The organism is Methyloceanibacter sp. (assembly GCF_050726195.1).
In the GTDB taxonomy this organism is placed as follows: domain Bacteria; phylum Pseudomonadota; class Alphaproteobacteria; order Rhizobiales; family Methyloligellaceae; genus Methyloceanibacter.
Map to the genome: position 1 here is coordinate 142164 of NZ_JBOHJC010000006.1, position 18219 is coordinate 160382.

Consider the following 18219-nt stretch of genomic DNA (forward strand, 5'->3'; position numbering starts at 1 on the left):
CTACCCTTCAGGACGTGGCCGCTCCGCGGCTGATAGCAACGGCGCCTCAAGGTAACGCGCGCGTTCAGAACTTGCCCGGAGAAGGGCGGGGCGGGGGAGGCAAAGGGCAGATGATCACCGATCTTCTCATCGTCACGATCTTTCCGGCCGGCATGGCGCTCGCCGCGGCGACCGACCTTTTCACCATGACGGTGCCGAACCGCATCGCGCTCCTCCTGGTTGTGGGCTTCGCCGTACTGGCGCCACTGGTCGGCCTCGGCTGGGCCGATATCGGGCTACACGTCGCGCTCGCCATCGGCGCCCTCGTGGTCACTTTCGCCATGTTCTCCTTCGGTTGGATCGGCGGCGGCGACGCCAAGCTGTTCGCCGCCACGTGCCTCTGGCTCGGGCCAGGAGGGATCCTGGTCTACGCCATCTACGCCGCCCTGATCGGCGGGGCGCTCACGCTGCTGATCCTGTTCTTGCGGGGCGTACCGCTCCCGGCCATGCTCAACTCGCAGGGCTGGCTCGTCAGGCTGCATGACGCCAAGGAGGGGGTGCCCTACGGCATCGCCCTGGCGGCGGCCGGGCTCCTCGTCTATCCCAAGACGCCGTTCATGGCGGCGCTCGGCGCCTGATCGTCCCCCTTTTCGCTATTTGTTAAGCCCTGGGCCGGCCTCCCCGGGGGCTCCCGCGACTGTGCTTTTTCGGCCACGAAAGGCCCGGCCGACAGCCAATTTGGCACGTCCATTAACTTCGCGTTGAGATTTCGCCGTCACAGTGAATCTCAACTTCGCGGGACGTGGGGCGTTCAAAAGAGAGAAATCCGTCATGAAGCGAGCAAGAGTGATCGTCCTCGCCATCGCTATCACCGCAGCTTTGGCCGCGGCGTGGATCGCGCGGGCGATCGTCTCGGGTCCCCGAGAGGTCCAACAAGTCGAGAAAACCGTAGGCGCGACGGACGTTCTGGTCGCCGCCACGGACATCAATCTCGGCGATTCCGTCCGCGCCGAGGACTTCAAGTGGCAGCAATGGCCGGTCGAAGGCGTCACCCCGGGCTTGATCACCAAGGACGCCCAACCCAACGCGGCGGCCGATCTGTCCGGCGCCGTCGCCCGCGCGCCGTTCATCGTCGGCGAGCCCATCAAGGAACAGAAGCTGATCAAGATTTCCGAGGGCGGCGTGATGGCCGCCATCCTGCCTTCGGGCATGCGCGCCATCTCGACTCCGATCCGCGAGGAGACCGCGGCCGGCGGCTTCATTCTCCCCAACGACCGGGTCGACGTCATTCTCTCCTACAAAATGCGCATCGGCGACAAGGAAGAGCCCGTCAGCGAGGCGGTGCTGCGCAATGTGCGCGTGCTCGCCATCGGTCAGGCGCTCGAGAACAAGGACGGCGAGAAGGTCGCCACCGGCAAGACCGCCACGCTCGAGCTGACCCCGCGTCAGGCGGAGGTCCTGGCGCTCGCCCAATCCATGGGCGAGATCTCGCTCTCCTTGCGCAGCCTCGCCGACTCCGTCCCTGGACAGGAGCCGACGGCGAACATCGGCGACAATAATTCAGGTTCGGTCAAGATTCTCAAATACGGCGTGCCGTCTCGTACCTTTGGCGTCAACTGAAGATGCGAACCGATGGCAGGCTCCATAATCGAAAAGGCAACTGGATGCGTCGCTCTCTCCTTCAAACCCTGGCCGCGCTGGTCGCGCTTGCCGTCCTAGCCTTCGGCTTCTCCGCCGTCGCGCCGGGAACGGGCCTGGCGCAGCACTACTCGCTCCTGCGCGTGGCGCCGAACGAGGGCGGCCCGCGCCAGATCAAGCTCGGTCTCAACAAGTCGATGATCGTCGAGCTGCCGCGCGACGTGCGCGAGGTGATGGTATCCAACCCGAAGCAGGTCGACGCCGTGATGCAGAGCGCCAGGCGCGCCTTTCTGATCGGCAAGGAGGCCGGCGAGGCAAATATCCTGTTCATTGATCAAAACGGCGAACACATCGCCATCCTAGAAGTCATGATCGAGCGCGACTTCTCTGCATTGAGCGGCCTCATCGCCCGGCTCGTTCCCGGCGCTCAGGTTCACGTCGAGTCGATCAATGGGAGCATCGTCCTCACCGGGCGCGTCCCAACGCCGATCGACGCCACGCGGGCGGCGGAGATCGCCGAAGCCTTCGTGGCCGAGGGGCGACCGGCGGGGAGCGTGACCCAAGGGAGCAGCACCGCAGGCGCTGGTGGCGCGACTCAAAGCAGCTCGACTACCACCCCTGTCGGCGCGACCGAAGGCGGCAAGATCATCAACATGATCACGGTGGAGGGCCGCGAGCAGGTCCTGCTCAAGGTCTCGGTGGTGGAGATGCAGCGCAACATCATCAAGCAATTCGGTGTCGATCTCGCCGCGCTGGTGAACTCGGGCAACTTCGCCTTCGCGGCGCTGTCGAGCCTGCCCTTCCCGTTCAGCTCCGCCGCGGGCGCGATCGGCGAAGCCGCGCCATTTCTGCCGAACAGTCCGGGGCTTAACAGTGGTTTCTTCCCACCGGGTGCAGCGGGCAGCAACGCCGTCCTCGGTGTGAATTGGCAAACAGAGAACAACCGCGTCCAGAGCGTGCTGCGTGCGCTCGAGCAGGACGGCTTGATCCACACGCTCGCCGAGCCGAACCTCACCGCCATCTCCGGCGAGACGGCGAATTTCCTCGCTGGCGGCGAGTTCCCGATCCCGGTCTCCCAGGACAACTTCCAGATCTCGGTCGAGTTCAAGAAGTTCGGCATCGGCCTGGCGTTTACGCCGGTGGTCATGTCGGAGGGGCTCATCAGCCTCAAGATTTCCACCGAGGTGAGCGAGCTCACCAACGAAGGCGCCGTCGTGTTGAACTTCATCACCATCCCGGCGCTGAAAGTGCGCCGCGCCGAGACCGTGGTCGAGCTTCCGAGCGGCGGCTCCCTGGTGATCGCCGGCCTGCTCTCGGATCAATCGAAGCAGGCCATGAGCGGCTACCCGGGGCTCAAGAACCTCCCTGTCATCGGCACCCTGTTCCGCAGCCGCGACTTCTTGAAGAATGAAACCGAGCTCGTCGTCCTGGTCACGCCCTATGTCGTCAAGCCTGCGGCGCGCCAGCAACTGGCGCTGCCCGATGATGGCTTCGCCTGGGCTTCCGACGTGAACTCGGACCTGATGGGACAGATGAACCGCATTTACGGCCGCGACCCCGAGCGTGCCCCGATTGGCAACTTCACCGGGGACGTCGGCTTTATCGTCGAGTAGGGGATGGAGGGGAAGAGTATCATGGCATCAGCACTACAAGGATCGCCGATCCTCGTGCGCGCCGCGCGGCCCGCGATCAGTCTGCTCGCGGTGCTGATGATCGCGGTGCCGGCAGGGGGGTGTTGGCAAAGCAGCCCGCGGATGCAGGCGCCGTTTACCCTTTCCAACGGCTATGAACGACATCCGATTGCCGTCAAGCAGGGCGAGGCGTTGCTCGACCTTGCCGTGTCGAGCCGCTCGCAGGGCCTGAGCCGCGAGCAATGGGGCCAACTCTACGCCTATCTCACCGGCTATCGGGAGCGCGCCTCCGCGAGCCTGATCATCAGGGTGCCGACGGGCAGCGCCAACGAGAAAGCCGCCAAGCGCGCCTATGAGGACGTACGCCACGCCATGCGCCGCGTCGGCATTAGCCCGAACGAAGTTCTGCTCGAGCCCTACTTCGCCAAGTGGGATCCGGCGGCGCCGCTCCGGCTGTCCTATCTGGAATATGTCGCCGAAGGCCCGGACTGCCCCGATTGGTCGGAGAACCTCGCCCGCGATCCGCAGAACTTGCCGTGGCCGAATATGGGCTGCGCCATGCAGAAGAACCTTGCCGCCATGGTCGCCGATCCTCAGGATTTCCTGGGGCCACGGGGCGAAAGCCCGCGCCCGAGCGAGCGCCGCGACGTGGTGTGGAAGAAGTACGTTGCCGGCGAGTCGACCGGGTCCAAATGGTCTCCGGACGATCGGCCTCTGCCTGAGCGTGCCACCGCCAGCGAAATCGCTCCAGAAGGAGCAAATTGATGATCGGCGACGCGGCATACTCGCGAGTCTCGACTGCCGAGAGCGATGCACCCGGCGGGCGTGAGCACGAGCCCGCAGCAGCCGAGGAGCCGCGCGCGCGGCCGATCCCGCGCGTCAACATCCAGGCCTTCTGCGAGGACCAGGAGACCGCCGCGATCATCCAAAAGGCGTCCGAGGACCGGCGTCTCGCCAAGGCCCACGTCACGGTGCAGATGGGCGGCGTGGAAGCCGCGACTGCCTTCTACCGCAACGCGCAGACGCCAAACCTGATCATCATCGAGTCCCTGCTCGACCGAAAGGAGATGCTCTCCGACCTCGAGCGGCTCGCCGAGGTCTGCGACGCAGGCACCAAGGTGATCGCCATTGGCCACGTCAACGACGTGCTGCTCTACCGTGAGCTGCTGCGCCGCGGCGTCAGCGAGTATGTGGTGGCGCCGGTGAAGGTGTTGCAGGTCATCGAGAGCATTTCGACGATCTATACCGATCCGGAAACGGGACCCGTGGGCCAGGTCATCGCCTTTGTCGGCGCCAAGGGCGGCGCCGGGTCCAGCACGGTCTGTCACAACACGGCATTCACCATCGCCGGCATGCTGCAGAGCGACGTTGTCATCGCCGATCTCGACCTGCCGTTCGGCACTGCAGGGCTCGATTTCAATCAGGACCCGTTACAAGGGATCGCCGACGCCTTGGCCTCGCCTCAGCGCCTCGACGAGGTTCTGCTCGACCGGCTGCTGTCGCGGTGCTCCGATCATTTGAGCTTGTTCGCCGCGCCGACCTCGCTCGACCGGCCCTATGACGTCGATCCAAGCGCCTGCGAGACGGTGCTCGATGTCGTGCGGGAGAACGTGCCGTGGGTCGCCGTCGACGTCCCGCATCTGTGGACCGCCTGGGCCAAGGAGGCCGTACTCAAGGCCGACCATGTCGTGCTCACGGCGATGCCCGACCTCGCCAGCCTGCGCAACACCAAGAACATGGTCGATCAACTCAAGGCCGCGCGCCCCAACGATCGCCCGCCGCTCCTCGTGCTCAACCAAGTCGGCCTGCCGAAGCGGCCAGAGATCTCCGTCAAGGATTTCGGCCACGCCATCGAACTGGAGCCGAAGATCGTCATCGACTTCGATGCACAGCTGTTCGGCGCGGCGGCCAATAACGGCCAGATGATCGAGGAAGTCTCGGACAAGTCGAAGGCGGCGGACGCCTTTCGTAGCTTGGTCAATTTGCTCACCGACCGATCCGAGCAGAAGAATGAGCGCCAGTCGCTGCTCGGCCCCCTTCTTGGCCGGCTCAGGCTAACCAAAGCGCGCGCTTAGCGAAGGACCATGTTCGGCAAACGGAGTACGACTTCACCTGCACCCGCCCCGCGTCCCGAGCCGGGGCCGGCGCCGGAGCCGCCGCGCCTCGACGGGCACGGTGCGGCGTCGGCTTCGCACCAAAACGGCCAAGCCGAAGGTTCGCCGCCCGCGCCCCGCGCGGCGCCGCAGCCCCCGCCGCCGCCAACGGTTAAGACCGAGCGCAAGCCCGTCGAGCGCGTCCGCTCGGAGGAGTACTACGACGTCAAGACGACCGTCTTTAACGCGCTCATCGACACGATCGACCTGACACAGCTCGCCAAGCTCGATCCCGACGCGGCGCGCGAAGAGATCCGCGACATCGTCGGCGAGATCGTCGCCATCAAGAACGTGGTGATGTCGATCGCCGAGCAGGAAGAGCTGCTCGAGGATATCTGCAACGACGTGCTCGGATACGGGCCGCTTGAGCCTCTGCTCGCCCGCGACGACATCGCCGACATCATGGTCAACGGCGCCGACATCACCTATATCGAGGTGAACGGCAAGGTGGAGCCAGCGCCGATCCGCTTTGCCGACAACGCGCAGTTGATGAATATCTGCCAGCGCATCGTCAGCCAGGTCGGCCGCCGCGTCGACGAGTCGAGCCCGATCTGCGATGCGCGCCTTCCCGACGGCAGCCGCGTCAACGTAATTGCGCCGCCGCTCGCCATCGACGGCCCCACGCTCACCATCCGCAAATTCAAGAAGGACCGGCTCACGCTCGATCAGCTGGTCAAGATGGGCTCGGTCAGCCCTGAGGGCCGTACGCTTCTCGCCATCATCGGCCGTGTCCGGTGCAACGTCGTCATCTCCGGCGGCACGGGCTCGGGCAAGACGACCCTGCTGAACTGCATGACTGCCTACATCGAGCCCGACGAGCGCGTCATCACCTGCGAGGACTCCGCCGAGCTGCAACTCCAGCAGCCGCATGTCGTGCGTTTGGAGACGCGACCGCCGAACCTCGAGGGCGAGGGCGAGGTCACCATGCGCGATCTCGTCAGGAACTGCCTGCGTATGCGTCCTGACCGTATCATCGTCGGCGAAGTGCGCGGACCTGAGGCCTTCGATCTGCTTCAGGCCATGAACACTGGTCACGACGGCTCGATGGGTACGCTGCACTCCAACTCGCCGCGCGAGTGCCTCAGCCGTCTCGAGAGCATGATCCTCATGGGCGGCTACAACCTTCCCGGCAAGACCATCCGGGAAATGATCACCTCGTCGGTGGACATCATCATTCAGGCCGCGCGCATGCGTGACGGCACGCGCAAAATCACCCACGTCACCGAGGTGGTCGGTCTCGAGGGCGACGTCGTCACCTTGCAAGATCTCTTCGTCTACGATGTGTTCGGCGAGGATGCCAACGGCCGCGTTAGCGGCCGGCATCGTACCACCGGCATCGCGCGGCCCTATTTCTACGAGAAGGCGCGCTATTTTGGCGAGGACAAGCGGCTGACCGAGGTTCTATCGGCGGGCGAAGTGCAAGACGAGCATGGGCGCCCACTGGGAGAACGCTATGCTCAGCCCTGAAATCGTCCAGCTGGCCGCCATCGCGCTCGCCGCTCTGTCCGTCGGCGGCATCGTCTACGTGCTGGTCATGCCGTATCTCAGCGACGAGCGCAAAGTGAGCAAGCGGGTCGCCACCGTCGCTCAGGGCCAGACGCGGGCGCGCACCAGGATCGGCGTGCCGCAACCCCTGCAGATGCGCCGCAAGCAGGTGCAGGACACCATCCGCGACATCGAGGCGAAGCAAAAGGCGAAAAAGCGCATCTCGCTCCGGACCAAGCTCATGCGCGCCGGCATCAACATCAGGCCGCGTGTCTATTACATGCTTTGCGCGGCCACCGGCCTTCTCGGCGGCTTCATCGTGCTCGCGACCGGCTCCTCGCCGCTGATCTCGCTGCTCGCCGCCATCGCGTGCGGCTTCGGCCTGCCGCGCTGGTACGTGTCGCGGCGACTCAAGTTACGCCAAGCCAAGTTCCTCACCGAGTTCGCCAATGCCATCGACATCATTGTGCGCGGCATCAAGTCCGGTCTGCCGCTCACCGATTGCCTCCAGGTGATCGCAAGCGAAACACCGGAGCCCGTCCGTAGCGAGTTCGTCGATCTGGTTGAACAGCAAAAGGTCGGCGTGCCGCTGTCGCGCGCCTTCGAGCGCATGTCGGACCGCATGCCGCTACAAGAAGTGAACTTCTTCGCCATCGTCGTGGCGATCCAGGCGCAGACCGGCGGTAACCTGGCCGAGGCGCTGTCCAATCTGTCGCAAGTCCTGCGCGACCGGTATCGCCTGCAGGCCAAGGTGAAGTCGTTCAGCGCCGAGGCCAAGGCCTCCGCCATGATCATCGGCGCGTTGCCCCCTCTCGTGATGGGCATCGTCTATGTCACCTCACCCGACTACATCTCGCTGCTGTGGACCGAAAAGCTCGGCCAGATGATGCTCGCCGCGGGCGCGGCCTGGATGCTCCTCGGCATCCTCGTCATGCGCAAGATGATCAACTTCGACTACTAGGCGCCTCCCATGTCCACACTCATCCAGTATCTGCTCGACCCGCAATTCGTGGTCATGGTGTTGGCGGCGGTCGCCGCGTTCGCCACCGTTGCCTCCTTCGTGCTGCCGCTCTTGACCGGCAACCGTCTCGACGCACGCATGAAATATGTGGCGAGCGAACGCGAGCGCCTGCGCGCCGAGCGCTTGGCCAACTTCGCCGAGGAACAGCGTCAGGCGAAGCTTAGGCGGGAGCCGAAGAGCTTCATGAAGCAGGTGGTCGAGCAGCTCAATCTGCGCAAGGCCCTGGAGACCGAGGGCACGCGCGAGCGCCTTAAGATGGCCGGCTTCCGCGGCCAGGCGCCGGTCGTGGCCTTCCTCTTTTTCCGGGCCATCCTGCCGCCGTTCGGCTTCGCCATCGTCTTCTTTTATCTGTTCTTCATCGATGACTTCGGGCTGGCGCCCATCGTGCGCCTCGGCCTGTCCATCGGCGGCGCCTATCTCGGCTTCTATTTTCCCAATATCTTCATTTCGAATCTCATTCAGCGCCGGCAGAAGTCCATCAAGCGGGTCTTCCCCGACGCGCTCGACCTGCTCCTGATCTGCGTCCAGGCAGGCATGTCGGTCGAAGCAGCGATGAACAAGGTGGCGAGCGAGATCGGTTCCCGCTCGATCGAGCTCGCAGAGGAATTCAGCCTCACCACGGCCGAACTGTCCTATCTTCAGGAGCGGCGGCAGGCGTACGAGAACCTCGGCAAGCGCACCGGGATTGCGGTGGTGAAAGCCGTCGGCACGAGCCTCATCCAGGCAGAGCGCTATGGCACGGCGATCAGCCAGGCCTTGCGGGTACTGGCGAAAGAAAGCCGCGACATGCGCATGGCGGAGGCCGAGAAGAAGGCTGCGGCGCTGCCGCCCAAGCTCACCGTGCCAATGATCCTGTTCTTTCTGCCCGTGCTGTTCATCGTCATCCTTGGACCGGCGGCGATGCAGTTTATGGCCATGCGCGGCTGATCGGAAAATAAGAAGTCGGAAGTCAGAAATCGGAAGTCAAATCGGAAGTCAAATCGGAAAGTCGGAACGCTTATCCGACTTCTGACTTCTCATTTCCGGCGACTACTGGCCTGCTCTGAGCAGATTGGCGGGCGCGATCTGAGTCGGCGCGGCAGGCTTGGCCGAGGACTTTTGCCCGGGCGCCTTCGCCGTCTGCGCTTGGGCGATTTTGGCGGGTTCGATTTCGTCGACCGGCGTCACCATTTGCACCTTCGGCGGCTGCGGGGCCGGCGCGGCGTTAGCGGCGGTCTGGACCTTGGGCGCCTCTTTATCGGCCGCGTTGGAAGCGAACGGCGACCAATCCTCAGCGGAAGCCTGTGCGTTGCTTGGCGTCGCGGACGCGGCCTCTGCGACCTGCGTCGGCGAGGACAGCATGTTGCGCAAATACGCCATGCTTGATTTCGCCTGAGCTTCCGTCATGTCGACGGCGGCGACCTGCCGCGCCTCGTCGAACTTGCCCTGTAGGCCAAGCACGAGGGCGAGGTTCTGGCGGACCCGCTGGTCCTCGTTTCCGCTCGCGACCGCTTTCTTCAACAGCTCCTCGGACTCCGCCGCCTTGCCGTCGAGCGCGTAGGAGAGCGCCAAATTGTTGATCACGGAGACCGAGTCCGGTTTCTGTTGCAACGCCGCGAGGAAATATTGCTGGGCCTCGCCATGCTGCCCCTTTCTGGCGTGCAAAGTGCCTTGCGCCGACAGCGTCTTCCAGTCGGTGACGCTTTGCGACTCGGCTGATTTCAGCGCGTGCGCGGCGATGTCGAGCCGCCCCATGTCGAGGGCGACGCGGCCGAGCTCAGCCGCGACCTCGCCATTGTTGGGGTTGGCCCGGTAAGCCGTTTTCAGAATTTCAAGCGACCGGTCCTTGGAGCCGATTGCTCGCAAGGTCTTGGCGTAGCCGAGGGCCATTTCCGGGTCTTGCGGGTTCTTGGAGTAGGCGGCCGCCCATTTCGAGGTGGCGCCTGCCGCCTCCGCGGCGGTCATCTGGACTGCCTCGGAGCCGCTGTCGCGCGAGAACAGCTTTCCCGTCTGGCTGCACGCGCCAAGCAGCGACGCCGCCGCCGTGGTGGCGAGTAGGGCAAGGACCATGGAACGGCGTGGGCGGAAAGCGTGTGCCATACCTTAAGCAATCCTTAACCGGCGCGAGCGGCCGGCTGTCCGGGTTTCATTGCCGTCATGATGTGAGACAGGCGTCAAAAAAGTATTAACCATGATGGATAGGCTCTTAACCTGCGGCCGCTCAGGTGCCGGCTCGTGCCCGCATCTCGGCCTCGGCGCCCCTCGTCCATTCGGCCATGGCCGGCATGGCGAAGATGGTGTCGACATAGGCCGCCGCCGAGCCGTCGTCGCCGAAGGGGCCAAGATCGACCCCATAGGTGCGGAACCGGGTCGCCACCGGCGCGTACATGGCGTCCGCGTTGGAGAAGGCACCGAACAGGAATGGGCCTCGATCGGCCGCTCGGTGTCTCGCCTCCGTCCAGATCGCCACGACGCGCGCAATATCGGCTTCAAGCGCCGGGCTCAGAGGAGGCGCCGGGAGCCGCGACAAGAGGTCCATAGGCATGTCGTTACGCAAGGTGACGAAGCCCGCATGCATCTCGGCCGAGATCGACCGCGCGGCGGCGCGCGCTTCCTGATCCGAGGGCCAAAGACCGGCTTCAGGGTGCTGCTCGGCGAGGTACTCAAAGATAGCGAGGCTGTCCCAAACGAGGCCGGCCTTCGTCTTGAGCACGGGCACCTTGCCGGACGGCGAGTTGCGCAATATCTCCGCCTTGCTATCCGGCTGGCGGAGCCTGATGCGTTCCTCGGTGAAGGGCACGCCGCAGTGCTTGAGCGCGAGCCACGGCCGCAAGCTCCACGACGAGTAGTTCTTGTCGCCGATCACGATGATGTAGTCCGTGTTCGCCATCGTAGCGCCTTCCGCCATTGTCATGCTTCTGCTCCCCTGCCATTAATGCGCGGTCGCATCAAGAAGCTCCCGGATTCTCCATGCCCACCAAAGCGATGACGCTCGAGACCACGCGCCGCCATCTCGACGGCCTCCTCCTCGGACCTGCCGCCGAAACCGTTCCCATCAGGCTTATTGCCACGGAGAATGACCTTGCCGGACTCGACGACATGTCGCGGCGGTTCGTCGAGGTACGCGGCTGGAAGCCGAAGCAGGGAGCCGTCCTCATCCTGCCCGATGCGGAAGCGGGCATCGCCGAGGTGCTGCTCGCCACCGGTGGGGTGGGAGGGATGACAGAAGCGGCTTTGCTTACCGGCGCTCTGCCTGGCGCGCTACCGCCTGGCGATTATCGCTTCTCCTCGCCGCCTCCCGACCCCGAGCTCGCTGCGCTCGGCTTCCTCGCCGGCTCCTATCGCTTCAGCCGCTACAAGTCCAACGACGACAAGGAGGTGCGACGCCTCGTTCTGCCCGAAGGCGCAAGCCGGGAGCAGGTCCTGGCGCTCGCCGAGGCGCTTTACTTCGGCCGTGATCTCATCAACACGCCGGCCAACGACCTCGGGCCCGCCGAGCTCGAGGCCGCCGCGCGCGAGCTTGCCAATACGTTCGGCGCGAGCGTCAAGGTCACCGAGGGTTCGAGCCTGCTATCGGACAACTTTCCCATGATCCATGCGGTAGGCCGCGCGAGCGACCGGCCGCCGCGCCTCATCGATCTACGCTGGGGCTCCGATCACGCCCCGAAGGTGACCGTGGTCGGCAAGGGCATCTGCTTCGACACCGGCGGCCTCGACATCAAGTCGTCGAGTGCCATGGGGCTGATGAAGAAGGACATGGGGGGCGCGGCCTCGGCGCTCGCTTTCGCACTTCTCGTCATGCGGGCAAAGCTGCCGTTGCGGCTCCGCGTGCTGATTCCCGCCGCCGAGAATGCCATCTCCGGGAATTCGTTCCGGCCTGGCGACGTGCTGGCGAGCCGCAACGGCATGACGGTCGAGATCGGCAACACCGATGCCGAAGGTCGCCTCGTGCTCGCCGACGCCATCAGCCTCGCCGACGAGGAGGCGCCGGACTATCTCATCACGCTCGCCACGTTGACCGGCGCCGCCAGGGTGGCCCTCGGCCCCGAGCTGCCGCCGCTCTATACCGACGACGAGGATTTCGCCGCGAAGCTCCTCACCTGCGCGAGCGCCGTCGGCGATCATTTGTGGCGCATGCCGTTCTGGGCACCGTACGACAAGCTGCTCAAGAGTTCTGTCGCCGACCTCAGCCACATTTCCGACGGCCCTTTCGCCGGGTCGGTGACGGCGGCCTTGTTCCTCAAGCGCTTCGTCAAGGACGCCAAGCGCTTCGCCCATCTTGACATCTATGCCTGGGTGCCGCGCGACCAGCCCGGCCGCCCGCAAGGCGGCGAGCCGCAAGCTGCCCGCGCGCTCTACCAGTTCTTTCGGCAAGAGCTCGGCTCGACGTGACCAAATCCAAGCTCGACCCGCGCCGCCATGCCTATCGGCCCGATCTCGCCGCCGAGGCTTTGCGTGGCATCATCAAGGCCGAGCGCTACGCAGAGGGCGAGCCGCGTCAGGTAGCGGCGCCGTCGCTGCCGTTGCGGCGCGAGCCGCGTTTCGATTCGACGCTCGATACCGAAGCGCTGCTCGGTGAGACCTTGACGGTCTATGAGGAGCGGGAAGGGTGGGCCTGGGTGCAGCTCGACCGCGATTCCTATGTTGGGTACATGCCGAGCGATGGGCTGGTCCCGGTCATCACGCCGCTGACCCATCGCGTCTCTGTGCTGCGCACCTATGTGTTTCCCGAGCCGGACACCAAATCCCCGCCGCTGGCGATGCTCAGTCTGAACGCCGGCGTCGCCATGGCCGAGGAGCAGGGAAGGTTCCTCCAACTGCAAAACGGCGGCTTCCTCTACGCCCAACACGCGCGGCCCGTCGGGGAGGTTGCATCCGACTTCGTCGCCGTTGCGGAGGCTTTTCTCGGCACGCCGTATCTGTGGGGCGGGCGCACCAGCGTCGGTCTCGATTGCTCGGGGCTCGTCCAACTCGCCGCCGAGGCGACCGGCCATCGCCTGCCGCGCGACGCCGATATGCAGGCGATTGAGGCAGGCCGCGTCGTCGCCTGGCGCGAGGGAGCGGCGTTACGGCGCGGCGACCTCGTGTTCTGGGAAGGCCATGTCGGCATCATGACGAGTCCGAGGACCATCCTCCATGCCAATGCCCACCATATGGCCGTCCAGCGCGAGCCCTTCGCCGAAGCGAAGGAGCGCATCAAGGTGGCCGGTTTTGAGGTGACTAGTGTGCGGCGCTTGCCGCGAATCTCGGCGTCGGCGCGATCAGGTCAGAGGACGCCAAAAAGGTAGAGCAGAATGATAATGGGAATCGGAATCCCAATCAGCCACAAAAGAACGCCTCGCATCGTCCTGTCCTCCATTGTGCAAGGTACAAACGTGAGGACCGGCGCTTGGTTCCAACCACTCGCAGCGGCGGGCTTTACGTCGAGACCACGGACCCGTCTGTCGCCTCGAGCTCGAAGGCGGCGGCGAGCAGCGCCTTGGTGTAGTCGGTCTTCGGCTTGGCGAACACGGTTTGCGCCGTGCCTTGCTCCACCACCTTGCCGTGCCTAAGCACGATGATGGAATTGGCGAGCGCGCGCACCACCTTGAGATCGTGGCTGATGAAGAGATAAGCGAGCTTGTGGCGGCGCTGTAGCTCGCGCAGGAGATCGACGATTTGCGCCTGCACCGACACATCGAGCGCCGACGTCGGCTCATCGAGAATGAGAAACTTCGGCTCGAGCACGAGCGCCCTGGCGATAGCGATACGCTGGCGCTGGCCGCCGGAGAATTCGTGCGGGTAGCGGTCGCGGGCTAAGGGATCGAGCCCAACCTCCTTCAGCGCCCGGGCCACCCGCGCCTCGCGTTCGGCCCGGGGAAGCCCGGGGTTCTGGATATTCAGTCCCTCCTCGATGATCTGGCCGACCGAGAGGCGTGGGCTGAGCGAGCCGTAAGGATCCTGGAACACGATCTGCAAGTCACGGCGCAAGGGGCGCATGCGCTTCGAATCGTAGCCGTCGATTCGGTTGCCGAGATAAACGATAGGTCCCTCGCTCGAGATTAGTCTGAGCAGCGCCAGCCCGAGCGTCGTCTTGCCGGACCCTGACTCGCCCACTACGCCGAGCGTTTGTCCTTCTTTGACTTCGAGATCGATACCGTCGACCGCCTTGATGTAGCCGACGGTGCTGCGCAAGAAGCCGCGTTTGATAGGAAACCACACGCGCAGATCGTCGGTTTTGAGGATGACCTTGGCGCCGGCGTTGGCCGGCGGCGGCGAGCCCTTTGGCTCGGACGCGATCAGATGCTTCGTGTAGGGGTGCTGTGGCTTGGCGAACACCTCGCGCGTCTGCCCACGCTCGACGATCTCGCCGCTGTTCATGACGCACACCCGGTCGGCCATCTTGCGCACGATGCCGAGATCGTGGGTGATCAGCAGCATCGCCATGTTGAATTCGGCCTTGAGGTCGAGCAGGAGCTGGAGGATCTGCGCCTGGATGGTGACGTCGAGCGCCGTGGTCGGCTCGTCGGCGATGAGCAGGTCCGGCTCGTTGGCGAGCGCCATGGCGATCATCACGCGCTGCCGCTGGCCGCCGGAGAGCTGGTGCGGATAGGAGGCGAGCCGGCCCTTGGGATCGTCGATGCCGACCTTGGTGAGAAGATCGATCACCCGGGCCCGGGCAGGCGCGCCCGACAGGCCCATGTGGATCTTCAGCACCTCGGTGATTTGCTGCTCGATGGTGTGCAGCGGGTTGAGCGAAGTCATCGGCTCCTGGAAGATCATCGAGATCTTGTTGCCGCGCACGTGCCGCAGACCGTCGAGCGGCAGCGCGAGCAAATTCTCGCCCTTGAATCTTATCGCGCCTGACGGGTGCGATGCCGCGGGGTAGGGCAGGAGCTTCAGGATCGACAGCGCCGTGACCGTCTTGCCCGACCCGGACTCGCCGACGAGCGCCACGGTCTCGGCCTCGCCGATGTCGAATGACACCTTCTTGACCGCGTGGACGGCACTGTCGCCCGCGCCGAAATCGACGGACAAATCTTCGACGGAGACGAGGGGTTGATCGGTCATGCCTTGGCCCGTTTAGCCGGTTCGTCGGCGCAAGCAGCGCGCTCGATCTCGATCGTGGCGTGATCGAGGCCAAAACGCTCCTTGAGCCGAGCCTTTATGCCCTGCACCATCAGATCGGAATCTTCGGTATCGCAGACCTTGGCGTGCAAGGTCACCATGCGCCGCGACTGCGTGATCGACCACACATGCACGTGGTGAACCCCTTCCACGCCGCTCACGTTGGCGATCAGATCGGGACCGATCTCCCGCGTGTCGAGCTCCTGCGGCGCGCCTTCGAGGAGGATATGGCTCGAGGCCGTCACCACCTGCCAGCCGCTCCGCACGATGATCGCGGCGACCACGAGCGACAGCAGGGGATCGATGGGCGTCCAGCCGGTGAGCAGGATCACCGCGCCGGCGACGAGCGCTGCCACGGACCCCAGAAGGTCGCCGAGCACATGGATGGCGGCGCCGCGCACATTGAGGTTCTCCCGGTCGGCGCCCCGGAGCAGCCAGAACGCGGCGATATTCACCAGCAGACCGGCGCTCGCCACGACCACCATGATGCCGCCCGAGACATGCGGCGCGCCGGCCCCGAGCCGTTCGATCGCCTCGTAGACGATCCACGCGGCGATGGCGAACAACGTCAGCCCATTGGCGAAGGCGACCAGCACCTGGAAGCGGTCGAAGCCATAGGTGCGTTTCCAGTCCGCCGGGCGCCGCGCCAGGCGGAAGGCGAACCAGGCGAGCGCCAGCGACGCAAAGTCCGTGAGCATATGGCCGGCGTCGGCGAGCAGCGCCAGCGACCCTGCAATAATCCCACCCACCACCTCGGCGAACATGAAGCCGCCGGTGAGCAGTGCCGCGAGCCCCATGCGCCGTTCGTTGTTGGCGTGGACTTCGTCGGAGCCGCTACTATGGTCGTGCGAACCGTGCATCCTTAACCTCAGGCCATGGTCTTGCGCGGGTCGAGCGCGTCGCGCACCGCCTCGCCGACGAAGATGAGCAGGGAGAGCATGACAGCAATGACGAAGAACGCGGTCAGGCCGAGCCACGGCGCCTGCAGATTGTCCTTGCCTTGCGCCAGGAGCTCGCCGAGCGACGGCGATCCCGGCGGCAAGCCGAAGCCGAGAAAGTCGAGCGAGGTCAAAGTCGTGATGGAGCCGTTCAGGATGAACGGCATGAAGGTCAGTGTCGCCACCATGGCGTTGGGTAGGAGGTGCTTGAAGATGATGCGCATGTTGGAAAGACCGAGCGCACGGGCGGCGGTGACATACTCGAAATTGCGCGCCCGCAGGAACTCGGCGCGCACCACGCCCACCAGCGCCACCCAGGAGAAGGCGAGCAGAATGCCGAGCAGGATCCAGAAATTCGGCTCGATCACCGCGGCCACGATAATGAGCAGATAGAGCTGCGGCACGCTGGTCCAGATCTCGATGAAGCGCTGAAACAGGAGGTCGGTCCAGCCGCCAAAATACCCCTGCACCGCGCCGGCGGCGACGCCGATGATCGAAGCGAAGAGAGTGAGCGCCAGCCCGAACAAGACGGAGATACGGAAGCCATAGATGATGCGGGCCACCACGTCGCGGCCTTGGTCGTCGGTGCCGAGCCAGTTCCACTCTAGGCTTGCGTCGCACGGGTGAAACCCGCGCTCCACCGCAAGCTCGCAGTCCTTGTCGGTGAGGAGCCAGGTTGGCTTCACCGGGAAGGCCATCGGCGGGTTCTTGTTCTGCGTGTTGTAGGAGAACCTGATCGGCGGCCACAGCATCCAGCCGCCCTTCGAGGTGATCAAGTCCTGCACCACGGGATCGCGATAGTCAGCCTCGGTCTCGAACACGCCGCCGAAATCGGTCTCCGGGTAGGACTGGAAGATCGGCCAATAGTATCGGCCCTCATATTCGATCAGGATTGGCTTGTCGTTGGCAATGAATTCGGCGCACAGGCTGATGCCGAACAGGATCAGAAAGATCCACAACGACCAGAAGCCACGCTTGTTGGCCTTGAACGTCTCCCATCGCCGCCGGTTGAGCACCGAGAATCGTGCCCGCGGCTTCGGGATACCGTGGGCGGCGACTTCCTCGACGACGCTGACGTCGGTGGGGGCGTCCATGGCGTCACACCTCCCGCGTTTCGAAGTCGATGCGCGGATCGACCCACGTATAGGTGAGGTCGGAGAGGAGATTGATGAAGAGGCCGAGCAGCGAGAAGATGTAGACCGTCGCGAACACCACGGGGTAGTCGCGGTTCACGATCGCCTCGAAGCCGAGCAGCCCGAGCCCGTCGAGCGTGAAAATCGTCTCGATCAGGAGCGACCCGGCGAAGAACGCGCCGATGAACGCGCCGGGAAAGCCGGCGATGACGATCAGCATGGCGTTGCGGAACACGTGACCGTAGAGCACTTGGTGCTCGGTCAGTCCCTTTGCCCGCGCCGTCGTCACATATTGCTTCCTGATCTCCTCGAGGAACGAGTTCTTGGTAAGGAAGGTCGTGGTGGCGAACGCCGACAGCGCCATGGCCGTAAGCGGCAGCACCAAGTGCCAAAAGTAATCCAAGATCTTCTCATACCATGGCAGCGACCAGAAATTCTCCGAGACGAGCCCGCGCAACGGGAAGATCTGGAAGAACGAGCCGCCGGCGAACAACACGATCAGGAACACGGCGACGAGGAAGCCGGGAATGGCGTAGCCGATGACGATGACGCTCGACGTCCACACGTCGAAGCGCGAGCCGTCGCGCACCGCCTTGCGGATGCCGAGCGGAATGGAGATGGCGTAGGCGATCAGTGTCATCCATAGCCCGAGCGAGATCGACACCGGCATGCGCTCGACGATCAGCGTGAGCACGCTCGTGTCGCGGAAATAGCTCTCACCGAAATCGAAGCGGAGGTAGTTCCAGATCATCAGGCCGAAGCGCTCATAGGCCGGTTTGTCGAAGCCGAACTGCTTTTCGAGGCTGGCGATGAACTCCGGATCGAGGCCTTGCGCGCCGCGATATTTGGACGGCGCCGCCGACACGTCGCCCGGCATGCCCTGTTGCCCGCCGGCGCCGCCGGCGAAATCGCCGCCGCCGCTGAACTTGGCGGTGGCGCCGGGATCGGTGCCGGCAAGCTGCGCGATCAGCCGCTCCACCGGTCCGCCCGGCGCGAACTGCACGATGGCGAACGTCACCAGCATGATGCCAAGCATGGTGGGAATGATCAGCAGAAGGCGGCGAAGAATATAGGCGGCCAAGTCGTGCGAATTCCTGTCGTTGAGGGTCCCGGGGCCGCTTTCCCGCCTTGCGGTCCGGATTACCCCTGATGCTT

Annotated in this window: 16 protein-coding genes; 10 read left to right on the plus strand and 6 right to left on the minus strand. The window is 64.6% G+C overall.

What is annotated here, in order from left to right:
- The first annotated feature begins 110 nt into the window (after positions 1-110).
- The 8 genes from ACRECX_RS06220 to ACRECX_RS06255 all read left to right on the plus strand — a co-directional run bounded on the left by ACRECX_RS06220 (position 111) and on the right by ACRECX_RS06255 (position 8834).
- Positions 111-617: an A24 family peptidase gene (locus ACRECX_RS06220; RefSeq protein ID WP_431557953.1), complete on the plus strand. Its 507-nt coding sequence runs from the start codon at positions 111-113 to the stop codon at positions 615-617.
- A 193-nt stretch (positions 618-810) separates the two neighbouring features.
- Positions 811-1599 carry a Flp pilus assembly protein CpaB gene (cpaB, locus tag ACRECX_RS06225; RefSeq protein WP_431557954.1) on the plus strand — a complete coding sequence of 263 codons (789 nt, stop codon included), beginning with the start codon at positions 811-813 and terminating at the stop codon, positions 1597-1599.
- Positions 1600-1643: 44 nt separating this feature from the next.
- Positions 1644-3230 (plus strand): type II and III secretion system protein family protein, encoded by a 1587-nt coding sequence (locus ACRECX_RS06230; protein ID WP_431557955.1) that lies wholly within the window; start codon positions 1644-1646, stop codon positions 3228-3230.
- A gap of 21 nt (positions 3231-3251) precedes the next feature.
- Positions 3252-4013 (plus strand): CpaD family pilus assembly protein, encoded by a 762-nt coding sequence (locus ACRECX_RS06235; RefSeq protein WP_431557956.1) that lies wholly within the window; start codon positions 3252-3254, stop codon positions 4011-4013.
- Entirely contained in the window at positions 4013-5323 is a 1311-nt protein-coding gene (locus tag ACRECX_RS06240; protein WP_431557957.1) for an AAA family ATPase, read from the plus strand. The genes ACRECX_RS06235 and ACRECX_RS06240 overlap by 1 nt, the downstream gene beginning before the upstream one ends.
- A 9-nt stretch (positions 5324-5332) precedes the next feature.
- The gene (locus ACRECX_RS06245) at positions 5333-6868 is read left to right on the plus strand and encodes a CpaF family protein (RefSeq protein WP_431557958.1); all 1536 of its coding nucleotides are present in this window, start codon (positions 5333-5335) and stop codon (positions 6866-6868) included.
- A complete protein-coding gene (locus tag ACRECX_RS06250) occupies positions 6855-7847 on the plus strand; it encodes a type II secretion system F family protein (RefSeq protein ID WP_431557959.1) in 993 nt (330 codons plus the stop codon). Before ACRECX_RS06245 ends, ACRECX_RS06250 begins: the two co-directional genes overlap by 14 nt.
- A gap of 9 nt (positions 7848-7856) precedes the next feature.
- Positions 7857-8834 (plus strand): type II secretion system F family protein, encoded by a 978-nt coding sequence (locus ACRECX_RS06255; protein ID WP_431557960.1) that lies wholly within the window; start codon positions 7857-7859, stop codon positions 8832-8834.
- 102 nt (positions 8835-8936) lie between these two features.
- On the opposite strand, the gene ACRECX_RS06260 is transcribed toward ACRECX_RS06255, so the two are convergent.
- Positions 8937-9986, minus strand: coding sequence for a tetratricopeptide repeat protein (locus ACRECX_RS06260; protein WP_431557961.1), 1050 nt, complete (start codon positions 9984-9986; stop codon positions 8937-8939).
- 121 nt (positions 9987-10107) lie between these two features.
- Positions 10108-10800 carry a glutathione S-transferase family protein gene (locus tag ACRECX_RS06265; RefSeq protein ID WP_431557962.1) on the minus strand — a complete coding sequence of 231 codons (693 nt, stop codon included), beginning with the start codon at positions 10798-10800 and terminating at the stop codon, positions 10108-10110.
- Positions 10801-10871: 71 nt separating this feature from the next.
- On the opposite strand from ACRECX_RS06265, the gene ACRECX_RS06270 reads away from it, so the two are divergent.
- Together ACRECX_RS06270 and ACRECX_RS06275 are read left to right on the plus strand one after the other, a co-directional pair.
- On the plus strand, positions 10872-12278 hold the full coding sequence (locus tag ACRECX_RS06270; RefSeq protein ID WP_431557989.1) for a leucyl aminopeptidase family protein: 1407 nt from the start codon (positions 10872-10874) through the stop codon (positions 12276-12278).
- The gene (locus ACRECX_RS06275) at positions 12275-13174 is read left to right on the plus strand and encodes an NlpC/P60 family protein (protein ID WP_431557963.1); all 900 of its coding nucleotides are present in this window, start codon (positions 12275-12277) and stop codon (positions 13172-13174) included. Before ACRECX_RS06270 ends, ACRECX_RS06275 begins: the two co-directional genes overlap by 4 nt.
- A 130-nt stretch (positions 13175-13304) precedes the next feature.
- Here the strand turns inward: ACRECX_RS06275 and ACRECX_RS06280 are convergent, their stop codons facing one another.
- From ACRECX_RS06280 to ACRECX_RS06295, 4 genes are read right to left on the minus strand one after another with little or no spacing between them, the layout of a single operon-like run.
- Positions 13305-14936, minus strand: a complete 1632-nt coding sequence (locus tag ACRECX_RS06280) for an ABC transporter ATP-binding protein (RefSeq protein ID WP_431557964.1) — start codon at positions 14934-14936, stop codon at positions 13305-13307.
- Positions 14933-15853 carry a cation diffusion facilitator family transporter gene (locus ACRECX_RS06285; protein ID WP_431557965.1) on the minus strand — a complete coding sequence of 307 codons (921 nt, stop codon included), beginning with the start codon at positions 15851-15853 and terminating at the stop codon, positions 14933-14935. The genes ACRECX_RS06280 and ACRECX_RS06285 overlap by 4 nt, the downstream gene beginning before the upstream one ends.
- Positions 15854-15861: 8 nt before the next feature.
- Positions 15862-17025 carry an ABC transporter permease gene (locus ACRECX_RS06290; RefSeq protein ID WP_431557966.1) on the minus strand — a complete coding sequence of 388 codons (1164 nt, stop codon included), beginning with the start codon at positions 17023-17025 and terminating at the stop codon, positions 15862-15864.
- 4 nt (positions 17026-17029) lie between these two features.
- Positions 17030-18145, minus strand: a complete 1116-nt coding sequence (locus ACRECX_RS06295) for a microcin C ABC transporter permease YejB (protein WP_431557967.1) — start codon at positions 18143-18145, stop codon at positions 17030-17032.
- Positions 18146-18219 lie beyond the last annotated feature (74 nt).